Raw genomic sequence first — 16,458 nt, forward strand, 5'->3', positions numbered from 1 at the left:
GGCACTTACCGCAGCGAGCGAAGTACGGAGGAGGTGCCATGGGCCGGCGGCGCGAGGTGGCGTCGCCGGCCAAGGGCGGGACTCGCCTGCAACCATCGCCTCCGGTAAGCTCTCGGTGTCGCGCGCTCACGCGCTCACTCCGGAAGGTTATCCCCCATGCCGTCATCCAAAGCTACTGACGCCGCGCCACCGGCCAAGGCCAGCACGGCGCGCAAGCGCAGCACCAAGCCCCTGGAGATTCACTTCAAGCGAGCCTACGACGCCCCCGATCCCGCGGACGGGCAACGCATCCTCGCCGACCGTCTCTGGCCGCGCGGTCTCGCCAAGATCAAGGCGCATATCGACTTCTGGGCCAAGGACGTCACGCCGAGCACACCGCTCCGGCAATGGTTTCACCAGCATCCCGAGCAGTTCGACGAATTCCGTCAACGCTTTCTCGATGAACTCTCTGCGCTGGATGCCGACCACAACGCCACCCTCACCGAACTGCGCAAACGATTGACCGAAGGCCCGGTCACGTTGCTCACGGCGGCCCATCGACTCGAAGACGACGAAGCGCACACGCACCTTCATGTGTTGCGCGATTTCCTCGAATCACGTTAGTGCGTCACGGCGGGCCGATGGATCGACGTACGTCGGCCCCCTGACGTCGTTAGCCTGACAGCGATGGTTTTGCGGTTCGCCACGCACGCCAGCGTATCGCGTCAAGACACGGCATTCCGCCCCTCAAAACGGTGTCGTGTGACGCCGATGCCGTGGAGACCCGCATGACATCTGGCGTTGTATGCGAACGGGACGGGCGGTGGCGAAGTTTGCTATAACGCTCACAGCGCCGCCATCACGCCAGCCATGTGCCGCGCAGCTTCCGTATCATCGGTTCTCTCCGGCGGCGCGCAGAATCTCGTGCGCCGTGTCGTATTCCCAATGCTTACCTCGTTGCCGCGACGGCAACGCTATGCCTCATGCTCGTTCCGCTGATAGTTGCCTGCGCACTGTTCATGGAGAACATGGATTCCACCGTGTTGTCCACCTCCTTGCCGTTGATCGCCAAAGATCTCGGCGAGAGCCCGATCACGCTCAAGCTGGCGCTCACCACCTACCTCATCAGCCTGGCGGTGTTCATCCCGATCAGCGGTTGGATCGCCGACCGCTTCGGCACGCGCAACGTCTTTCGCACGGCCATTGGGGTGTTCGTGCTCGCCTCGATCGGCTGCGGCGTCTCGACCAATCTGACGGAACTGGTCATTGCTCGCTTCGTGCAAGGCATGGGTGGCGCGATGATGGTGCCGGTGGGACGCCTCGCATTGCTCAAGTCTGTGGAGAAGCGCGACATGGTGCGCGCGCTCAACTACCTCACGATCCCCGCGCTGGTCGGCCCGGTGCTCGGTCCACCCCTTGGCGGCTTCATCACCACGTATTGGCACTGGCGCTGGATCTTCTTCATCAACATTCCGATTGGCGTGCTCGGTTTCATCCTGGCGACGAAGTACATTCCCGATCTGTATGAGGAAGAAATCCCCCCGCTCGACGTCAAGGGCTTCATCCTGTCGGGCCTGGGACTGTCGATCCTGATGCTGGGCTTGTCCACCATCGGCCGCCATCTGATTCCCACGCCGCTTGCGCTGGGACTCGTCGCCATCGGCGCCGCATTGCTGGTCTCGTATCTGCATCACGCGAAGGGACTCACGCACCCGCTGCTGCGACTCGATCTGTTCCGTATCCCCACGTTCCGCGCCGGTGTCGCGGGTGGCACGCTGTTCCGCATTGGCGTAGGGGCAACGCCATTCCTGCTGCCATTGATGCTGCAACTCGGTTTCGGCATGACACCGATGGAATCTGGCGCGCTGACGTTCATTTCCGCCGCAGGTGCGATGTTCATGAAGACACTCTCGCTGCGCATTCTGCAACGATGGGGCTTCCGCCGGGTACTGATGACCAATGCGCTCATCGCGTCGGCGACGATCGGCAGCTACGGTTTATTCACCGAACAGACCTCGCATCTGGTGATCCTCGGCACGCTGCTGTTCGGCGGATGCTTCCGCTCGTTGCAGTTCACCAGTCTGAATGCGATCTCGTACGCCGACGTGCCGGCGCAGCGCATGAGTCAGGCGACGAGTCTGGCCAGCGTCGCGCAACAGGTCTCGCTCACGCTTGGCATCACCATCGGGGCTGCGGTGTTGCAAACGTCGTCCTGGCTGCACGGACGCGATCATGTGACCAATGTCGATTTCCCCTGGGCCTTCCTGACCGTGGCGCTGATCGCCGTGAGTTCGACGATTTCGGTTGCGCGTCTCGCGCGCGATGCTGGCAGTGAGCTGGCGCAGCGTAGCTGACGCCCCCCGCCAAAAGCATGCCGTCAGAAATGACAACGCCCGGGACACGATGTCCCGGGCGTTTTTGCTTGCTGCGGCGCTCGGCCGTGGTTAGCGGAAGATCACCGTCTTGTGGCCGTTGAGCAGAATGCGGTGCTCGGCGTGATAACGCACCGCACGCGCAAGCGCCACACACTCCACGTCGCGACCGATCGCGGTCAGTTGCTCGGGGTCCATCGCGTGATCCACGCGCTCGACTTCCTGTTCGATGATCGGACCTTCGTCGAGATCGGACGTCACGTAGTGCGCCGTCGCCCCGATCAGCTTCACGCCACGGTCGAAGGCCTGATAGTAAGGCTTCGCCCCCTTGAAGCTCGGCAGGAACGAGTGATGGATGTTGATCGCACGGCCCGCGAGCTTCTTGCACAGATCGCTCGAGAGCACCTGCATGTAGCGAGCGAGCACCACCAGATCGATGTTGTTGTCCTGCACCAGCTCATATACCTTGGCTTCTTGCGCGGCCTTCGATTCCGGCGTCGAGTTCATGAGCGGCAGGTGATGGAACGGAATGTTGTAGCTTGCCGCCAACTGATAGAAATCCTTGTGGTTCGAGACGATCACTGGAATTTCGATGTTGAGTTGGCCAGTCTTGTAGCGAAACAGCAGATCGTTCAGGCAGTGACCGATCTTCGAGACCATGAGCATGACGCGCGGCTTGAGCGCGGCGTCGACCAGTTCCCATTGCATCTCGTACTGCTCGGCGAGCGGCGCAAAGTCGCGCTGCAACGTGGCCAGATCGGTCTGACCCGGCAGTTGCTGAAAATGCACGCGCATGAAGAAGCCGCCGGTGAAACGATCATTGAACTGGGCCGAGTCGAGAATGTTGCCGCCGCGCTCCACCAGGAAACCGGCCACGGTGTGGACGATGCCAGGACGGTCCGGGCAGGACAACTTCAGGATGTAGCTATTTTCGATCGGTGCCATGATTGCTCCTGGGCAAAGGCTTGCAATGTCGTTGCAGTGTTGAAATTCTTGCCGGTGGCCGTGCGGCCGATTGCCGGGTTACTCGTCTGCCGGCTTGAACAGCGCCTCGATACCCGCGCAGTCCTTGACGCGAATGGCGCCTTCGCGCAGCAGGAAATCGAGACTCGCGAGGCTGGCGTCGACGGTCATCTTGCCGCGGGCGATCACATCGCGCACATCGCCGGCCGAGCACAGCCAGTGTGCGCTCGCCTCGCCGTCCTGGTTTTCGGGCACGAAGCCGCGCGGCAGCGCGAGGTCGTAGACGAAAATCTGCTCGGACTGCACGCCCTCCGGAATCTCCGCGAGGATGTGCAGCGTGCGCCCGGGCCGCGCTTCGTTCGCCAGGTATGCCGGAATTCCGGCTTCTTCCCAGCATTCCTTGGCGAGCGTGTCACCCACGCCGATGCCGTTGCCGATGCCACCGGCGGCAGCATTGTCGAGACAACCGGGATCGGTCGCCTTGAGCACGCTGCGCCGGGCGATCCACATCTTCGGCGCTTCTCCGACGAAGCGGGCCGGAACGTAGGCGTTCACATGCACGGCGAACGTGCGCGTGCCAAAAAAACGGGAGGCCGCGCGTTCGATCCACGCGAGCGGTGCGTCGTACAGCCGTTGACGGATGGCGTAACGCTCGTTGCGCCATCCGGTAATGCGCCCTTGCGCCGCCAACGTCTCGATCACCGGTGCAAGCGCTTGCGTGCGCGCTTCGCATGTGTCGTGGCGCGGGTGAATACGCACGGCCAGCGAACTGATTTCGAACACGTCGGGCCAACGACACAGCGATTCGACGTCGCAACGGCGAATCCACCCATAACGCTGCGAACCGATCACAAGCGGCAGATGCGCCGTGTCGTCGAAGCGGCGCGCCGCCGCAATACAAGCAAAAGACATACGTCAAAGACCGGACGCGCCTCCATCGGAAGCGCGCAAAATCGGGGCAAAACCGGCATTTTACAGAAGCGGCGGCAAGTCCGCCCGGGTCCGGTGTCATGGCCCGCCCCGGCATCGGCATCACCCGCCGCTTCGGGGCGAGCCGGTCAAGCCTTCACGCGCTCGCCCTTCGGGTCGTACAAGGCGCGCAGTTGCACGCGGGCGTCGAGCCACTCACCTGCGAGATCGACCTGATAGCGGCCGGTTTCCACATACTCGGCAGTCACCGCGCCGTCGGGATTCGTCAGGAACGCGAGGGCGACAGGGGCCTCGATCGTGTGTCCATAGGCGGCGGATGAAATGAACCCGACCGGTTGGCCGTCGCGCAGCACGGCCTCGCCCCCCCAGAGCATCTTGTCGCTCGCGCCGTCGAGTGCCACGCTCACGAGCCGGCGGCGCACGCCCTTCGACTTGGCCAGCTCGACGGCCGCGCGGCCAGCGAACGGAATGTCGCTCGCCAGCTTGCACGCGAACGTCAGCCCGGCCTCTGCGGGATTCGTGTCCGGCGTCAGTTCTCGCCCCCAGGCGCGATAGCCCTTCTCGATGCGCAGCGAGTCGATGGCGTAGTAGCCCGCGTCCTTCAATCCGAACGCCGCGCCTGCCGCGTGCAGCGTCTCATAGACCCCCACCGCGAACTCGACGGGCACATACAGCTCCCAGCCCAATTCGCCGACATAGGTCAGCCGTGTCGCGCGCACCGTGGCATAGCCCAGATCGATGTCCCGGCTCGCGCCGAAGGGAAACGCCTCGTTCGAGAAGTCGGCTTTGGATACCTGCTGCAGCAGCGCGCGCGAATTCGGCCCCATGAGCGCCAGCACCGCGTACTGTCCGGTGACGTCGACCACTGTGCAGCGTGGGTCGCCGGGCAGCCTCGCGATGTGCCGTTCGAGATAGTCCATGTCGCGCGTGGTCTGGGCCGAGCCGGTAACCATCAGGTACTGATCGGGCGCGAGGCGCGTGAGCGTGAAGTCCGATTCGTAGCCGCCGCGCTCGTTGAGCATGCCGGTGTAGACGGTGCGTCCCGGGGGTACGGCAACGTCGTTGGTACACAGCGCCTGCAATACACGCTCGGCGTCGCGTCCCTTGATGAGCAGCTTCGAGAACGAACTCATGTCGAACAGGGCCACGGCGTCTCGGCAAGCGCGATGCTCCGCCGCACTCCACCGATGCCAGTTCTGCTGACCGAAGCTGTACTCGATCTGCGCCTGCTCGGGCGACGGCGCGAAGAAATTCGGCCGCTCCCAACCCATCTTGCTGCCGAAGCACGCGCCCTTGGCGAGCAAGGTGGCATACAGCGCAGAACGACGGAACGGACGCGCCGTATCCAGCTCGCGATTCGGCCACGGCATCGCGTAGTGCAGGCCGAGCGTCTCTTTCACGCGATCGTGCAGCCACGTGTCGTTGCCGTTGAATCCCGCAAAGCGCCGAATGTCGACGGGCCAGAGGTCCATCGTCGGCTCACCGGCGACAATCCACTCCGCGAGCGCCATTCCCGCCCCGCCCGCCGATGCAATGCCCATCGAGTTAAAGCCCGCACCGACGTAGAAATTCCGCAACTCGGGCGCCTCGCCGAGAATGAAGTTGTTGTCCGGGGTAAACGACTCAGGGCCGTTGTAGAACTGCCGGACCTGCGCCGTCTCCAGCGCGGGTACGCGAATCAGCGCGTTCTCCATCAGGATCTCGAACTGGTCCCAGTCGTCGGGCAGCAGTTGAAACTCGAAATTCTCGGGGATACCGTTCATGCCCCAAGGTTTGGCGTTCGGCTCGAAGCCGCCCATCACGAGGCCACCGACCTCTTCCTTGAAGTAGATGTACCCGTCCGGATCGCGCATGACCGGCAGATCGGGATGCACGCCCGCTATCCGCTCCGTCACGATGTAGTAGTGCTCGGCCGAGTGCAACGGCACCGTCACGCCACACATCCGGCCTACGGCCTTGGCCCACTGGCCGGCGCAGTTGACAACGATCTCGGCGTCGATGCGCCCGTGCTCCCCGTTCTTGTGACGCCAGGACACCCCCGTCGCCGTGCGAATGCCATTAGGCGATGCTGTGTGGATCTCGGAGATACGCGTGTTCTCGGCAATGCGCACGCCGCGGCTTCGCGCGCCTCGGGCCAGTGCCTGCGTCAGATCGGTCGGATTGGCCTTGCCATCGCCCGGCAGCCACACGGCCCCCGCAAGATCGTCGGTACGCATCACGGGCCAGAGTTCGCCCGCCTCACGTGGCGAGATCACATCGCATTGCACGCCGTACGCGCGCGCCACGGCCGCCGTGCGCTTGAGTTGCGTCATGCGCTCATGCGTACGCGCCACCGACAACGACCCGCAGGGCTTCCAGCCCGTGCCGAGCCCCGTTTCCGCTTCGAGTTCGCTGTAGAGCTTCGTCGAGTAGCGGATGAGCTTCGTCATGCTCTCTTGCGAGCGCAACTGACCCACCAGCCCCGCCGCGTGCCACGTCGTGCCGCAAGACAACTGTCCTTGCTCCAGCAGAACGACATCCGTCCAGCCCAGCTTGGCGAGGTGATAAGCGACGGAACAACCGACGATACCGCCGCCGACAATGACGACGCGGGCGTGAGTGGGCAAAGCTGAAGTCATGAGGGGCTCCCGAATGGACCCGGGCCGATGACGAACCCGTCATGACCCGGGCGATGCCGTAGGCGATGTCATGAGATTACGCAAAGCACGCCATCTTTGCAATAATTTGCAAAATAACGACACGTATTGCCACATTCACATCACCGTCACGTCCGGCATCCCGGCCATTGCGGGGTTTCGATACCCGCACCTCCGTACCGATCAGACTGCGTCCCGCCCCGTTAGCAAGTGGAGGAGACGATCGCCCGCCTGAGCAAGCGCGCCGTCGTTGGCGATGACTGAAAGCGGGACACCTTCGGGCGGTGTCCATGCCACCTGATGCGCCACGCGCTTGTCGAGCGCGTCGCCGGTTTCGCGGCCGCGATTGGCAAGGCGCTGCGCACGCACCGCCGGATCGACTCGGATTTCCACCAGATGCAGGCGCTCACGGTAGCGATGCACTGCGTGTTCCAGAAACGCGCGCGAACCGTTGATGACGACATTCGCCCCGGCTGCCAGCCAGGCGTCGATCTCGATGCCGATGCCGTACCGGCAGTCGTGGCTTGTCCAGTCGAGCGCGAAGCAACCCAGCGCGTGCCGTACCGCGAATTCCGTGTGCGACAGCGCGATGTGGTTTTCCCCGGCGGACGGCGCACGCGTGATGTAGCGATGCGCGAAAAGCACCGGCGTGCCCCCCGCCGATGCCGTGTCGATGCGCTCGCGCGCGTACGCCAGCAACGAGTCCTTGCCGGCGCCCGACGGTCCCATGACGTAAAAGAGACGTGCGAGATTCATGCCGCCTCCCCGAGGAAGAAACGTTCGTGCAGCAAGAACGGCTCGCCGGGCGAGGGTTGCACGAAAAGCGCCAGACTGTCGGCGCGCATCGCCCCAAGCGCCTGCACCCGCGGCTGCCACCAGTTGATGATCGCGGCGGCGTCGCTCGCGTCGACACGATCGGACAGCGTGACGTGAAATCGAAATTCTTCGAGCACGTACGGATAGCCCCAATGCGCGAGCAACTCGCGTTGCCGTGACGACAGCGATGGCGCGTGACGTTTGGCCAATTCTGCGTCTGTGAGCGGTGCCCGCAGATCGTCGAACGCCTGCACGCAGTCGGCTGCGAGCGCATCGACAGCTTTCGCCCCCGCAGACCCGATCGTGGGACGCAGTGCAACGAAACCCGGGCGCTTGCCGTTATCGGTATCGACGACATCGGCATGCACCGCGAGATCGAAGGGCGCATGACGCGCCGCGACCACAGCCGCAATGCCACGCAGGTCACCAAGCCGAGCCTGGGGCGCGAGCCTCATCGGCGCCTTGAGCGTGGCGTGCAATCCGTAGCGGCGCGGATCGGCCGTCACGTCATGCAACGTGCGCGATAGCCCCGGCACCTGCGGCGCATTGAGACTGCGGCCGGTGATCGCGTCACGTCCGAGCCACCGGCTGCCTTCGTTCCACCAACACGAGCCAGCCGGGGGCGCGTAGTAGATCGCGAAGCGTGCCACGGACAAATCGAGAGCCAGTTGCGGCGCTTCGCTCATGCCATCTCTCCCTGCACGACGAGTTGCATGCGATCTGCCGGGAAATAGGCGATGCCGTACTTGACCGGCTTGCCCGCGTCGTCGATGTCGGTGCTCTCCACACTCAGCACCGGTTGCTGACGATTGATGCCGAGATACCGCGCGATCTCGGCATCGGGAAGCCGCGCGCCGATACGGCTCTCGCGACGCGTGTAGTCCGTGACACCGAAGCTCGCCAGCGTTGCACTGATCGACGTGTGCTGTGCGAAGACGTCCGGGAAGTCGGGAAAGCGCGACGCCGGAAACCAGTTCTCGCTGTACGCAAGCGGCAGTTCGATGCCTTGCGCGTCAAGACTGCGACGCGTCAGTTCCACGCGATACACCGGCGTACCCACACGAACCTCGAGCGCGTGCGCCACGTTTGCCTCGGCTTTCACTTTCTGCGCCGAGAGAATCTGCTGCGCCGTCTTGAGATTGTGTTGAGAGAGATTTTCGGTAAACCGCGTGCGGCGCCCGATCACGTAGCCAATGGCGCCCGCCTGCACGAAGGTGCCGCGGCCGTGCTCGACATTCACGAGTCCCTGCTCCGAGAGTCCGAGAATGGCGCGGCGCACCGTGTGACGGTTCACACCAAAGCGCTGCGCGAGTTCGGTCTCGCTCGGCAGACGATCGTCAGGCAAGCCTTCGCCATAGCGGCGCTCACCGATTTCCGTGGCAAGAATCTGCGCAATCTGCCGCCAGACGGCGACACCGCCACCCCGTTCGAGTTGTGCTGTCATGAAATTGACACCCGGCAAAGTTGTAATGGGTTCGCGTGCATTACCCCAGTAGAAGCCATTGCGATCATACACACGTCTATACGACTAGACAATCATGCCAAACACCTCTTCCAACCCCGTGCGTGACGAGGGCAACGCTGCCCCGCCTGCGCGTGCGCAATGGCTCGCACTGCTTGCCCGCGCCACGCGCGACGAGCTTGACGACGCCATCGCCCGCTGCCCGGACGCCCCCGAATTTGTCTGGCTGCGCGCGCCGCAGACCGGGCTGGTGATGGTGCAGGGACGCGTCGGCGGCAGCGGCGAGCGCTTCAATCTCGGTGAGACGACCGTCACGCGCTGCACGCTGCGTCAACACGATGGTGTCGTTGGCACCGGTTATGTGCTCGGCCGCGAGGCGGAGCGTGCCGTGCGCGTGGCGCGTCTCGATGCCTTGATGCAGATGCCGCGTCACCGCAACGTGCTCGCCGCTGGCCCGCTCGCCGCGATCGCCGGACGTCTGGCCGCCGTCGCCGCGCAGAGCGACGCCGACACGGCCGCGAGCCGCGTCGAATTCTTCACCATGGTCCGGGAGGCCTGAATGTTGATGGCATCGATGCCTGACTGGTCGCAATTGCAACCCGGCTTCGCCGATCCCGTTCATGACGCGCAAGGTGTGTTCCGCGCAGTCCTCGACGCGCTGGCGCGGCCCGGTCATCTGCGCAGTGTCGGCAGCCGGCTCGCACCGAACGCGGAAGCCAGCATCGCCGCGCGCGCCACGCTGCTCGCCCTGGCCGACGCGACGACCTCTGTCTGGCTGCAATTCCCGTTGCCCGAAGTGGCGAGCGCGCTGCGCTTTCACACCGGCGCTCCGCTGCTGAGTGACGCATCGGATCTGGCCACGGCGCAATTCGCGCTGCTCACGGATCCTGCGTGCTGTCCCGCACTCGAGCGCTTTGCCTTCGGCACGGCGGAATCGCCCGAACACAGCGCCACGCTGATCGTCGATGTGCCGACGCTCGCCACCGGTCACACCGGCACCGGCGGTCTGCATTTGCGTCTGCGCGGCCCGGGCATCGCCACACATGCCGACGTCACGGCGGGCGGGCTCGACGCCGCTTTCTGGCAAGCGCGCGCCGCGCTCGCCCCGCGCTTTCCTGCCGGCCTCGACCTGCTGATCGCCTCGGGCGACACGGTGCTCGGCCTGCCGCGCACCACGCATGTGGAGGTTTGCTGATGTACGTTGCCGTCAAAGGTGGCGAGCGCGCCATCGAACAATCGTGGGATCTGCTCGCCAAGGCGAGACGCGGCAATCCGGATGTCCCGGAACTGAGTGTCACGCAAATCCGCGAGCAAATGCGTCTGGCCGTCTCGCGCGTGATGAGCGAAGGCGCGTTGTATGACGAAACGCTCGCTGCCCTGGCGATCAAGCAGGCGGCGGGCGATCTCGTCGAAGCGATCTTCCTGCTGCGCGCCTATCGCACGACGTTGCCGCGTCTGGGCACGACGAGGCCCATCGATACCGCCGCGATGCGTCTGTCGCGCCGTATTTCGGCCACCTTCAAGGACGTGCCGGGCGGTCAGGTGCTCGGCGCCACTTACGACTACACCCAACGGCTGCTCGACTTTGCGTTGCTCGCGGATGGCGAGACACACGCGCAGCGTGAACACGGCGGTCGTGAGCCGCTCCCCGGGGAAGTCACTGCCGATGCCGCGCAAGACACCGGACACGTTGCATCGGGCGACGCTGCCGCACATGGCGACACCGCACTTCCGCCCATTCCGTGCGTGCCGCCCATCGGCACCACGCCCCGCGTGACCGATATTCTGGGACGCGACGGCCTGCTCGAAGCCTTGCGTGCCGACAGCACCGACCCCGAGCCGCACGACCTCGTTCACTCCCCGCTCTTTACACCCGCATCGCGCACGGCACGGTTGCAAAACCTCGCACGCGGCGACGAGGGCTTCCTGCTTGCTCTTGGGTATTCCACGCAACGCGGCTACGGCAACGACCACCCGTTCGCCGGGGAAATCCGCATCGGGCACGTCGCCGTGGAGATCCTGCCGGAAGAACTCGGCTTCGCTATCGACATCGGCGAGATCGCCGTGACCGAGTGCCAGATGGTCACGCAGTTCGGCGGCAATCAGGACGTACCGCCGCAGTTCACGCAGGGTTACGGTCTGGCGTTCGGACACAACGAACGCAAGGCGCTCGCGATGTCGCTCGTCGATCGCGCGCTGCGCACGCAGGAACTGGGCGACGCTGTCACTTCACCGGCCCAGCAGCAGGAATTCGTGCTCTATCACAGCGACAACGTCGAAGCGTCCGGCTTCGTCCAGCATCTGAAGCTGCCGCATTACGTCGACTTTCAGGCCGAGCTGGAACTGGTACGCCGTCTGCGCGCCGAGCACGCCGCGAAATACGGAACGCAGGCCTGCGGCGGTAACGCCGCCGCCCCAGTTCAAGACACTCAGGAGGCCGCATGAGCGACGCCGCCCAATGGCTCAACACCTCGCGCGACACGGCGCAAACGCCCTCGCCTGCGGCCGGCGCCGCGACGGTGGAGGGCTACAACTTCGCGTTCCTCGACGAACAGACCAAACGCATGATTCGCCGCAGCCTGCTCAAGGCGGTGGCAATTCCGGGCTATCAGGTGCCGTTCGGCAGCCGTGAGATGCCGCTGCCCTATGGCTGGGGCACGGGCGGCATTCAGGTGAGCGCCGCCGTGATCGGTGCGAACGACACGCTCAAGGTGATCGATCAGGGTGCGGACGACACGACCAACGCCGTGAACATCCGCCGCTTCTTCGCGCGCACGGCCGGCGTCGCCACCACGACGCAAACGTCGCATGCCACCATCATCCAGACGCGTCACCGCATTCCCGAAGCCGCACTGCGCGAGGGCCAGATCATGGTCTATCAGGTGCCGATGCCCGAGCCGCTCTTCCGTCTCGAGCCGCGCATCGTCGAGTCGCGCAAGCTGCATGCCCTCGGCGAGTACGGCCTCATGCGCGTGCGTCTTTATGAGGACATCGTGCGGCATGGCGCCATCGCGACGACCTACGACTATCCGGTCATCGTGAACGGACGCTACCTCACGTCACCCTCTCCGATTCCGAAATTCGACAACCCCAAGCTGAATATGAACCCGGCGCTGCAACTCTTCGGCGCGGGACGCGAGCGGCGTCTGTACGCGATTCCGCCGTACACGCCGGTCGAGAGTCTCGACTTCGACGACCACCCGTTCGAGATCCAGAAGTGGGACGCGCATTGCGCGCTGTGCGGCGCAACCGACAGCTTTCTCGATGAAGTCATCACGGACGATGCGGGCACCCGCATGCATGTGTGCTCGGACAGCGACTACTGCGCCAGCCGCACGGCGGCGAAGGAGGTGGCATGAACGCGCGCGCTAACGCAGCACCGCGTGCGGCCCAGCCGTTGGACGCGCCGTTGCTGCGGGTGGCCGGTCTCGGCAAGCGTTACGGCGATCGCATCGGCTGCGCCGACGTGACATTCGATCTCTGGCCCGGCGAAGTGGTTTGCATTGTCGGTGAATCGGGATCGGGCAAGTCGACGCTGCTCAATGCTCTGGCGCTGCGCCATGAGATCGACGCCGGCACGCTGCACTATCGCGGCACGGACGGCACGTTGCACGATCTGAACACGCTGGACGAGGCGCACAAACGTCGTCTGCTGCGTACCGAATGGGGTTTCGTGGAACAGAATCCGCGCGACGGGTTACGCATGAACGTCTCCGCCGGCGGCAACATCGGCGATCGCCTGATGGCTGTCGGTGCGCGCCACTTCGGCGACATCCGTACCAAGGCCCGTCACTGGATGGCACAGGTCGAACTCGATCCGGCGCGCGTCGACGAGATGCCCGGCGCGTTTTCCGGCGGCATGCAGCAACGTCTGCAAATTGCCAGGAATCTGGTGACCGAACCGCGCCTCGTGTTCATGGATGAGCCGACCGCCGGTCTCGATGTGTCGGTGCAGGCGCGTCTGCTTGACCTGTTGCGATCGCTTGTCGAGCGCCTTCATCTCGCCGCCATCATCGTCACGCACGATATCGGGGTGGCGCGACTCATCGCGCATCGCCTGATCGTGATGCAGGCCGGCCGCGTGGTCGAGGCCGGGCTGACCGATCAGGTGCTCGACGATCCCCAACATCCCTATACGCAATTGCTGGTTTCCTCGGTGCTGCCCGTATGAACTCCGGTACGACGCTTTCCATGTCTGCGGCCTGCGCCGCGTCGCCCAACGCCGCCGCACTCCATCAGGAATCCGTCACCCTCGCCACGCGCGAGCACGACGTCATGCTGCGCGCGCAGGGCCTGCACAAGACCTTCCGGCTGCACGCTCAGGGCGGCGCGGCCATTCCGGCACTCGACGGCGTGGACCTGACGGTGCGGCGCGGCGAATGCGTGGCGCTCGTCGGCCCGTCCGGGTCAGGCAAGAGCACGTTGCTGCGCTGCCTCTACGGCAACTATCTCGTGGGCGAAGGCCGCATCGAGATCCGTCATGACGACGGACAAGCGCAGCGCTGGGTCGACCTGACGACCGCCAGCGAGCGCGAAGTGCTCTCGGTACGCCGCACCACGCTCGGCTACGTCAGCCAGTTTCTGCGCGTGATTCCGCGCGTGAGCACGCTCGACATCGTGGCGGAGCCGTTACGTCGCCTTGGCCACAGCGACGGCGACGCCGCAGGGCGCGCGCGCGATCTGCTCGCCCGTCTGAATATTCCCGAACGGCTGTGGTCGCTCGCTCCGGCGACGTTCTCGGGCGGCGAACAGCAACGCATCAATATCGCGCGCGGACTGATTGCCGCCGCGCCAGTGCTGCTGCTCGACGAACCGACCGCCTCGCTCGATGCCCAGAACCGCACCGTGGTCGCGCAACTGATTGCCGAGGCACGCGCCGCCGGCAGCGCAATCGTCGGCATCTTTCACGACGAGGCGACCCGCGACGAGGTCGCCTCACGCACGCTCGCCATGCGCCCCGTGCTTCGTCCCGCCCACTGATCCACCGGAGTTTGTCCATGCTCATCAAGAACGCCCGCATCGTCACACCCGAGACCACCTTTACCGGGGTCGTCGAAGTGCGCGAGGGCCGTATTCATTCCGTGGAGGAAGGCACGACGCAGGTGCCGGAGGCTGTCGACTGGCAAGGTGATCATCTGCTGCCAGGTCTCGTCGAACTGCATACCGACAATCTGGAAAAGCACCTCGCGCCACGTCCCGGTGTGCTCTGGAATACGCACGCCGCGTTCGCGATTCACGATGCACAAGTCGCAGCCGCAGGCATCACCACGGTCTTCGACTCACTGGTCATCGGCGAGCGCGACGCGTTCGGCCTGCGCAGCCGCAAAGTGCAAAACGAATGCGGACAGGCCATGCTCGACTCTGTCGCCGCCGGTCTGTTTCGCGCAGACCACTTCCTCCATCTGCGCTGCGAAGTCGCCACGCACGACGCCGCCGACGCGTTCGCGCAAATGAGCGACCATCCGCTGCTGCGACTCGTCTCGGTCATGGACCACACGCCCGGTCAACGCCAATGGCACGACCCAGTGCAGTACCGCCAGTATCACGAGCGCAACGGCAAGGTGTCGGACGAGACCTGGCAAGCAATGCTGACCGATCTTAAGGCGCAGCAAGAGACGTTTGCCTTCGCACACCGCCGCTCCATCGTGGCAATGAGCCGCGAGCGCGGCCTGCCGCTCGCAAGCCACGACGACACGTCGATCGAACACGTAGACGAAGCGGCGCGCGACGGCGTGGCACTCTCGGAATTCCCGACGACGCTCACCGCCGCACGCGCAGCACGCGAGAGGTCGATTGGCGTAATCATGGGCGCACCGAACATCGTGCGCGGCGGATCGCATTCGGGCAACGTCGCCGCCGCCGATCTCGCACGCGACGATATGCTCGATATCCTGTCGTCGGACTACGTGCCGTCAAGCCTGCTGCAAGCCGCCTTCCAACTGCATAGCGACATCGGCTGGCCACTCTCGAAGGCAATGCGCACCGTATCGTGGACGCCAGCACAGTCCGTCGGACTCACCGACCGTGGCGGTATCGTGCCTGGCCTGCGGGCAGATATGATCCGTGTGACCGTACGCCCCGACATGCCGCCGGTGCCTCGCGCAACTTATCTGGAAGGGCAGCGCGTCGCCTGACTCCCCCCCCCCAACACCTCCCTCCCGACGGACCGGGGCCCCTTTCCGCCTCTCAGACATAAACCCAACTCGCTGCAGAAAGGGGCCCCGGTCCGTCCCCCTCTACCTCTTCTGTGCCTCTTCGGACACCTTTCCTGCTTCTCTTTTCTCTTTTTTCCCGGGTTAATGCGAAACGCCGGCCTCTTTTAGGGCCGGCGTTTTCGCTTTTCGTCGCAACTGGCTTTTGGTCGGCGTCAGATCACCAACTTGCGCACTCGCGCCGAGAAGACGTCAATGCACGTCACCACCACGATCATGATCAACATCACCGCACACGTCTGCGCGTACTGGAAGCTGCGAATCACTTCGTAAAGCACCACGCCAATTCCACCCGCACCCACCATGCCAACCACCGACGCCGAACGTACGTTCGACTCGAATCGGTACAGCGTGTACGAGATCCACAGCGGCATGACCTGCGGTAGCACCCCATACAGAATTTCGTCGATGGCGCGTGCGCCCGTGGCACGTACGCCCTCCACCGGACGCGGATCGATCGCTTCAACCGCCTCAGCGAACAACTTCGAGAGCGTGCCCGTCGTATGCACCCACAACGCAAGCACACCAGCGAACGGACCCAGACCCACCGCAACGATGAAAAGCATCGCGAAGACCATTTCGTTGATCGCGCGGCATGCGTCCATCACGCGACGCACCGGCTGGTATACCCACGCCGGCACCATGTTCGACGCCGATAGCAACCCCATCGGGATCGAACAGACAACCGCGAGTACCGTGCCCCAGACCGCAATGTGAATGGTCACGAGCATCTCGTGAACATACACGCGCCAGTCATGAAAGTCCGGCGGGAAGAAATCGTGCGCGAACTGGCTCATGTTGCCAGAATCGCGAATCAGATCGAGCGGCCGCATGTCAGCACCGCCCCACGACCACACCAGAATCAGAACGAATGCCCCCCAGCCGATCAGGGACAGCCACGAACGCTTGGGCGGCTCGCCCGGCAGGCGACCATTGGCATTGAGGGATACGCTGGTGTTCATGTCGAGTACCACAAGTCATACCGGCACAGCTTCGGCCGGTGAAAAATCGGACCGCAAAGGACCCGGCGAGCCAAACCTTCCAGCTCGCCGGTATTCGTCTCAGCACAGCACGGTTGTGCCGCCCTG

At 64.4% G+C, this 16,458-nt stretch carries 16 protein-coding genes; 9 read left to right on the forward strand and 7 right to left on the reverse strand.

All coding sequences use genetic code 11. The features are described 5' to 3' along the window. Positions 1–156: 156 nt before the first annotated feature. Both PBR20603_RS01265 and PBR20603_RS01270 read left to right on the forward strand, forming a co-directional pair. A complete protein-coding gene (locus tag PBR20603_RS01265) occupies positions 157–603 on the forward strand; it encodes a DUF488 domain-containing protein (RefSeq protein ID WP_150557743.1) in 447 nt (148 codons plus the stop codon). Positions 604–917: 314 nt separating this feature from the next. Continuing rightward, complete coding sequence (locus PBR20603_RS01270) at positions 918–2,333, forward strand: MFS transporter (protein WP_150558274.1); 1,416 nt, start codon at positions 918–920, stop codon at positions 2,331–2,333. 90 nt (positions 2,334–2,423) lie between these two features. Here the strand turns inward: PBR20603_RS01270 and purU are convergent, their stop codons facing one another. The 6 genes from purU to phnF all read right to left on the reverse strand — a co-directional run bounded on the left by purU (position 2,424) and on the right by phnF (position 9,140). Beyond that, positions 2,424–3,296: a formyltetrahydrofolate deformylase gene (gene purU, locus PBR20603_RS01275; protein WP_150557744.1), complete on the reverse strand. Its 873-nt coding sequence runs from the start codon at positions 3,294–3,296 to the stop codon at positions 2,424–2,426. A 78-nt stretch (positions 3,297–3,374) separates the two neighbouring features. Then, complete coding sequence (locus PBR20603_RS01280; protein ID WP_150557745.1) at positions 3,375–4,226, reverse strand: NUDIX hydrolase; 852 nt, start codon at positions 4,224–4,226, stop codon at positions 3,375–3,377. Positions 4,227–4,372: 146 nt separating this feature from the next. Then, complete coding sequence (locus PBR20603_RS01285; RefSeq protein ID WP_150557746.1) at positions 4,373–6,862, reverse strand: GcvT family protein; 2,490 nt, start codon at positions 6,860–6,862, stop codon at positions 4,373–4,375. Positions 6,863–7,063: 201 nt separating this feature from the next. Continuing rightward, a complete protein-coding gene (gene phnN / locus PBR20603_RS01290; protein WP_150557747.1) occupies positions 7,064–7,636 on the reverse strand; it encodes a phosphonate metabolism protein/1,5-bisphosphokinase (PRPP-forming) PhnN in 573 nt (190 codons plus the stop codon). Then, positions 7,633–8,382: a DUF1045 domain-containing protein gene (locus tag PBR20603_RS01295; protein ID WP_150557748.1), complete on the reverse strand. Its 750-nt coding sequence runs from the start codon at positions 8,380–8,382 to the stop codon at positions 7,633–7,635. The genes phnN and PBR20603_RS01295 overlap by 4 nt, the downstream gene beginning before the upstream one ends. Continuing rightward, positions 8,379–9,140: a phosphonate metabolism transcriptional regulator PhnF gene (gene phnF, locus PBR20603_RS01300; RefSeq protein WP_150557749.1), complete on the reverse strand. Its 762-nt coding sequence runs from the start codon at positions 9,138–9,140 to the stop codon at positions 8,379–8,381. The genes PBR20603_RS01295 and phnF overlap by 4 nt, the downstream gene beginning before the upstream one ends. A 94-nt stretch (positions 9,141–9,234) precedes the next feature. Here phnF and phnG point away from each other — a divergent pair, with 94 nt between their 5' ends. The 7 genes from phnG to PBR20603_RS01335 all read left to right on the forward strand — a co-directional run bounded on the left by phnG (position 9,235) and on the right by PBR20603_RS01335 (position 15,292). Next, positions 9,235–9,717, forward strand: coding sequence for a phosphonate C-P lyase system protein PhnG (gene phnG / locus PBR20603_RS01305; protein ID WP_150557750.1), 483 nt, complete (start codon positions 9,235–9,237; stop codon positions 9,715–9,717). After that, positions 9,718–10,353, forward strand: a complete 636-nt coding sequence (gene phnH / locus PBR20603_RS01310) for a phosphonate C-P lyase system protein PhnH (protein WP_246174319.1) — start codon at positions 9,718–9,720, stop codon at positions 10,351–10,353. Continuing rightward, positions 10,353–11,603 (forward strand): carbon-phosphorus lyase complex subunit, encoded by a 1,251-nt coding sequence (locus tag PBR20603_RS01315; protein ID WP_150557751.1) that lies wholly within the window; start codon positions 10,353–10,355, stop codon positions 11,601–11,603. The genes phnH and PBR20603_RS01315 overlap by 1 nt, the downstream gene beginning before the upstream one ends. Further along, entirely contained in the window at positions 11,600–12,517 is a 918-nt protein-coding gene (locus tag PBR20603_RS01320) for an alpha-D-ribose 1-methylphosphonate 5-phosphate C-P-lyase PhnJ (protein ID WP_150557752.1), read from the forward strand. Before PBR20603_RS01315 ends, PBR20603_RS01320 begins: the two co-directional genes overlap by 4 nt. Beyond that, a complete protein-coding gene (gene phnK, locus PBR20603_RS01325) occupies positions 12,514–13,329 on the forward strand; it encodes a phosphonate C-P lyase system protein PhnK (RefSeq protein ID WP_150557753.1) in 816 nt (271 codons plus the stop codon). Before PBR20603_RS01320 ends, phnK begins: the two co-directional genes overlap by 4 nt. A gap of 104 nt (positions 13,330–13,433) precedes the next feature. Then, positions 13,434–14,138 (forward strand): phosphonate C-P lyase system protein PhnL, encoded by a 705-nt coding sequence (gene phnL, locus PBR20603_RS01330; RefSeq protein WP_246174377.1) that lies wholly within the window; start codon positions 13,434–13,436, stop codon positions 14,136–14,138. A gap of 17 nt (positions 14,139–14,155) precedes the next feature. Then, positions 14,156–15,292, forward strand: a complete 1,137-nt coding sequence (locus PBR20603_RS01335) for an alpha-D-ribose 1-methylphosphonate 5-triphosphate diphosphatase (protein WP_150557754.1) — start codon at positions 14,156–14,158, stop codon at positions 15,290–15,292. Between the two features lie 233 nt (positions 15,293–15,525). Here the strand turns inward: PBR20603_RS01335 and phnE are convergent, their stop codons facing one another. Then, the gene (phnE, locus tag PBR20603_RS01340; protein ID WP_150557755.1) at positions 15,526–16,332 is read right to left on the reverse strand and encodes a phosphonate ABC transporter, permease protein PhnE; all 807 of its coding nucleotides are present in this window, start codon (positions 16,330–16,332) and stop codon (positions 15,526–15,528) included. Between the last annotated feature and the right edge of the window lie 126 nt (positions 16,333–16,458).

This window comes from Pandoraea bronchicola (genome assembly GCF_902459805.1).
Taxonomy (GTDB): Bacteria; Pseudomonadota; Gammaproteobacteria; order Burkholderiales; family Burkholderiaceae; genus Pandoraea; species Pandoraea bronchicola.

Excerpts from the sequence above, each read along its gene's own strand:
- PBR20603_RS01265 (WP_150557743.1), top strand. The coding sequence starts at position 157 with ATGCCGTCATCCAAAGCTACTGACGCCGCGCCACCGGCCAAGGCCAGC.
- purU (WP_150557744.1), bottom strand. The coding sequence starts at position 3,296 with ATGGCACCGATCGAAAATAGCTACATCCTGAAGTTGTCCTGCCCGGAC.
- PBR20603_RS01280 (WP_150557745.1), bottom strand. The coding sequence starts at position 4,226 with ATGTCTTTTGCTTGTATTGCGGCGGCGCGCCGCTTCGACGACACGGCG.
- PBR20603_RS01285 (WP_150557746.1), bottom strand. The coding sequence starts at position 6,862 with ATGACTTCAGCTTTGCCCACTCACGCCCGCGTCGTCATTGTCGGCGGC.
- phnN (WP_150557747.1), bottom strand. The coding sequence starts at position 7,636 with ATGAATCTCGCACGTCTCTTTTACGTCATGGGACCGTCGGGCGCCGGC.
- PBR20603_RS01295 (WP_150557748.1), bottom strand. The coding sequence starts at position 8,382 with ATGAGCGAAGCGCCGCAACTGGCTCTCGATTTGTCCGTGGCACGCTTC.
- phnF (WP_150557749.1), bottom strand. The coding sequence starts at position 9,140 with ATGACAGCACAACTCGAACGGGGTGGCGGTGTCGCCGTCTGGCGGCAG.
- phnG (WP_150557750.1), top strand. The coding sequence starts at position 9,235 with ATGCCAAACACCTCTTCCAACCCCGTGCGTGACGAGGGCAACGCTGCC.
- phnH (WP_246174319.1), top strand. The coding sequence starts at position 9,718 with ATGTTGATGGCATCGATGCCTGACTGGTCGCAATTGCAACCCGGCTTC.
- PBR20603_RS01315 (WP_150557751.1), top strand. The coding sequence starts at position 10,353 with ATGTACGTTGCCGTCAAAGGTGGCGAGCGCGCCATCGAACAATCGTGG.
- PBR20603_RS01320 (WP_150557752.1), top strand. The coding sequence starts at position 11,600 with ATGAGCGACGCCGCCCAATGGCTCAACACCTCGCGCGACACGGCGCAA.
- phnK (WP_150557753.1), top strand. The coding sequence starts at position 12,514 with ATGAACGCGCGCGCTAACGCAGCACCGCGTGCGGCCCAGCCGTTGGAC.
- phnL (WP_246174377.1), top strand. The coding sequence starts at position 13,434 with ATGCTGCGCGCGCAGGGCCTGCACAAGACCTTCCGGCTGCACGCTCAG.
- PBR20603_RS01335 (WP_150557754.1), top strand. The coding sequence starts at position 14,156 with ATGCTCATCAAGAACGCCCGCATCGTCACACCCGAGACCACCTTTACC.
- phnE (WP_150557755.1), bottom strand. The coding sequence starts at position 16,332 with ATGAACACCAGCGTATCCCTCAATGCCAATGGTCGCCTGCCGGGCGAG.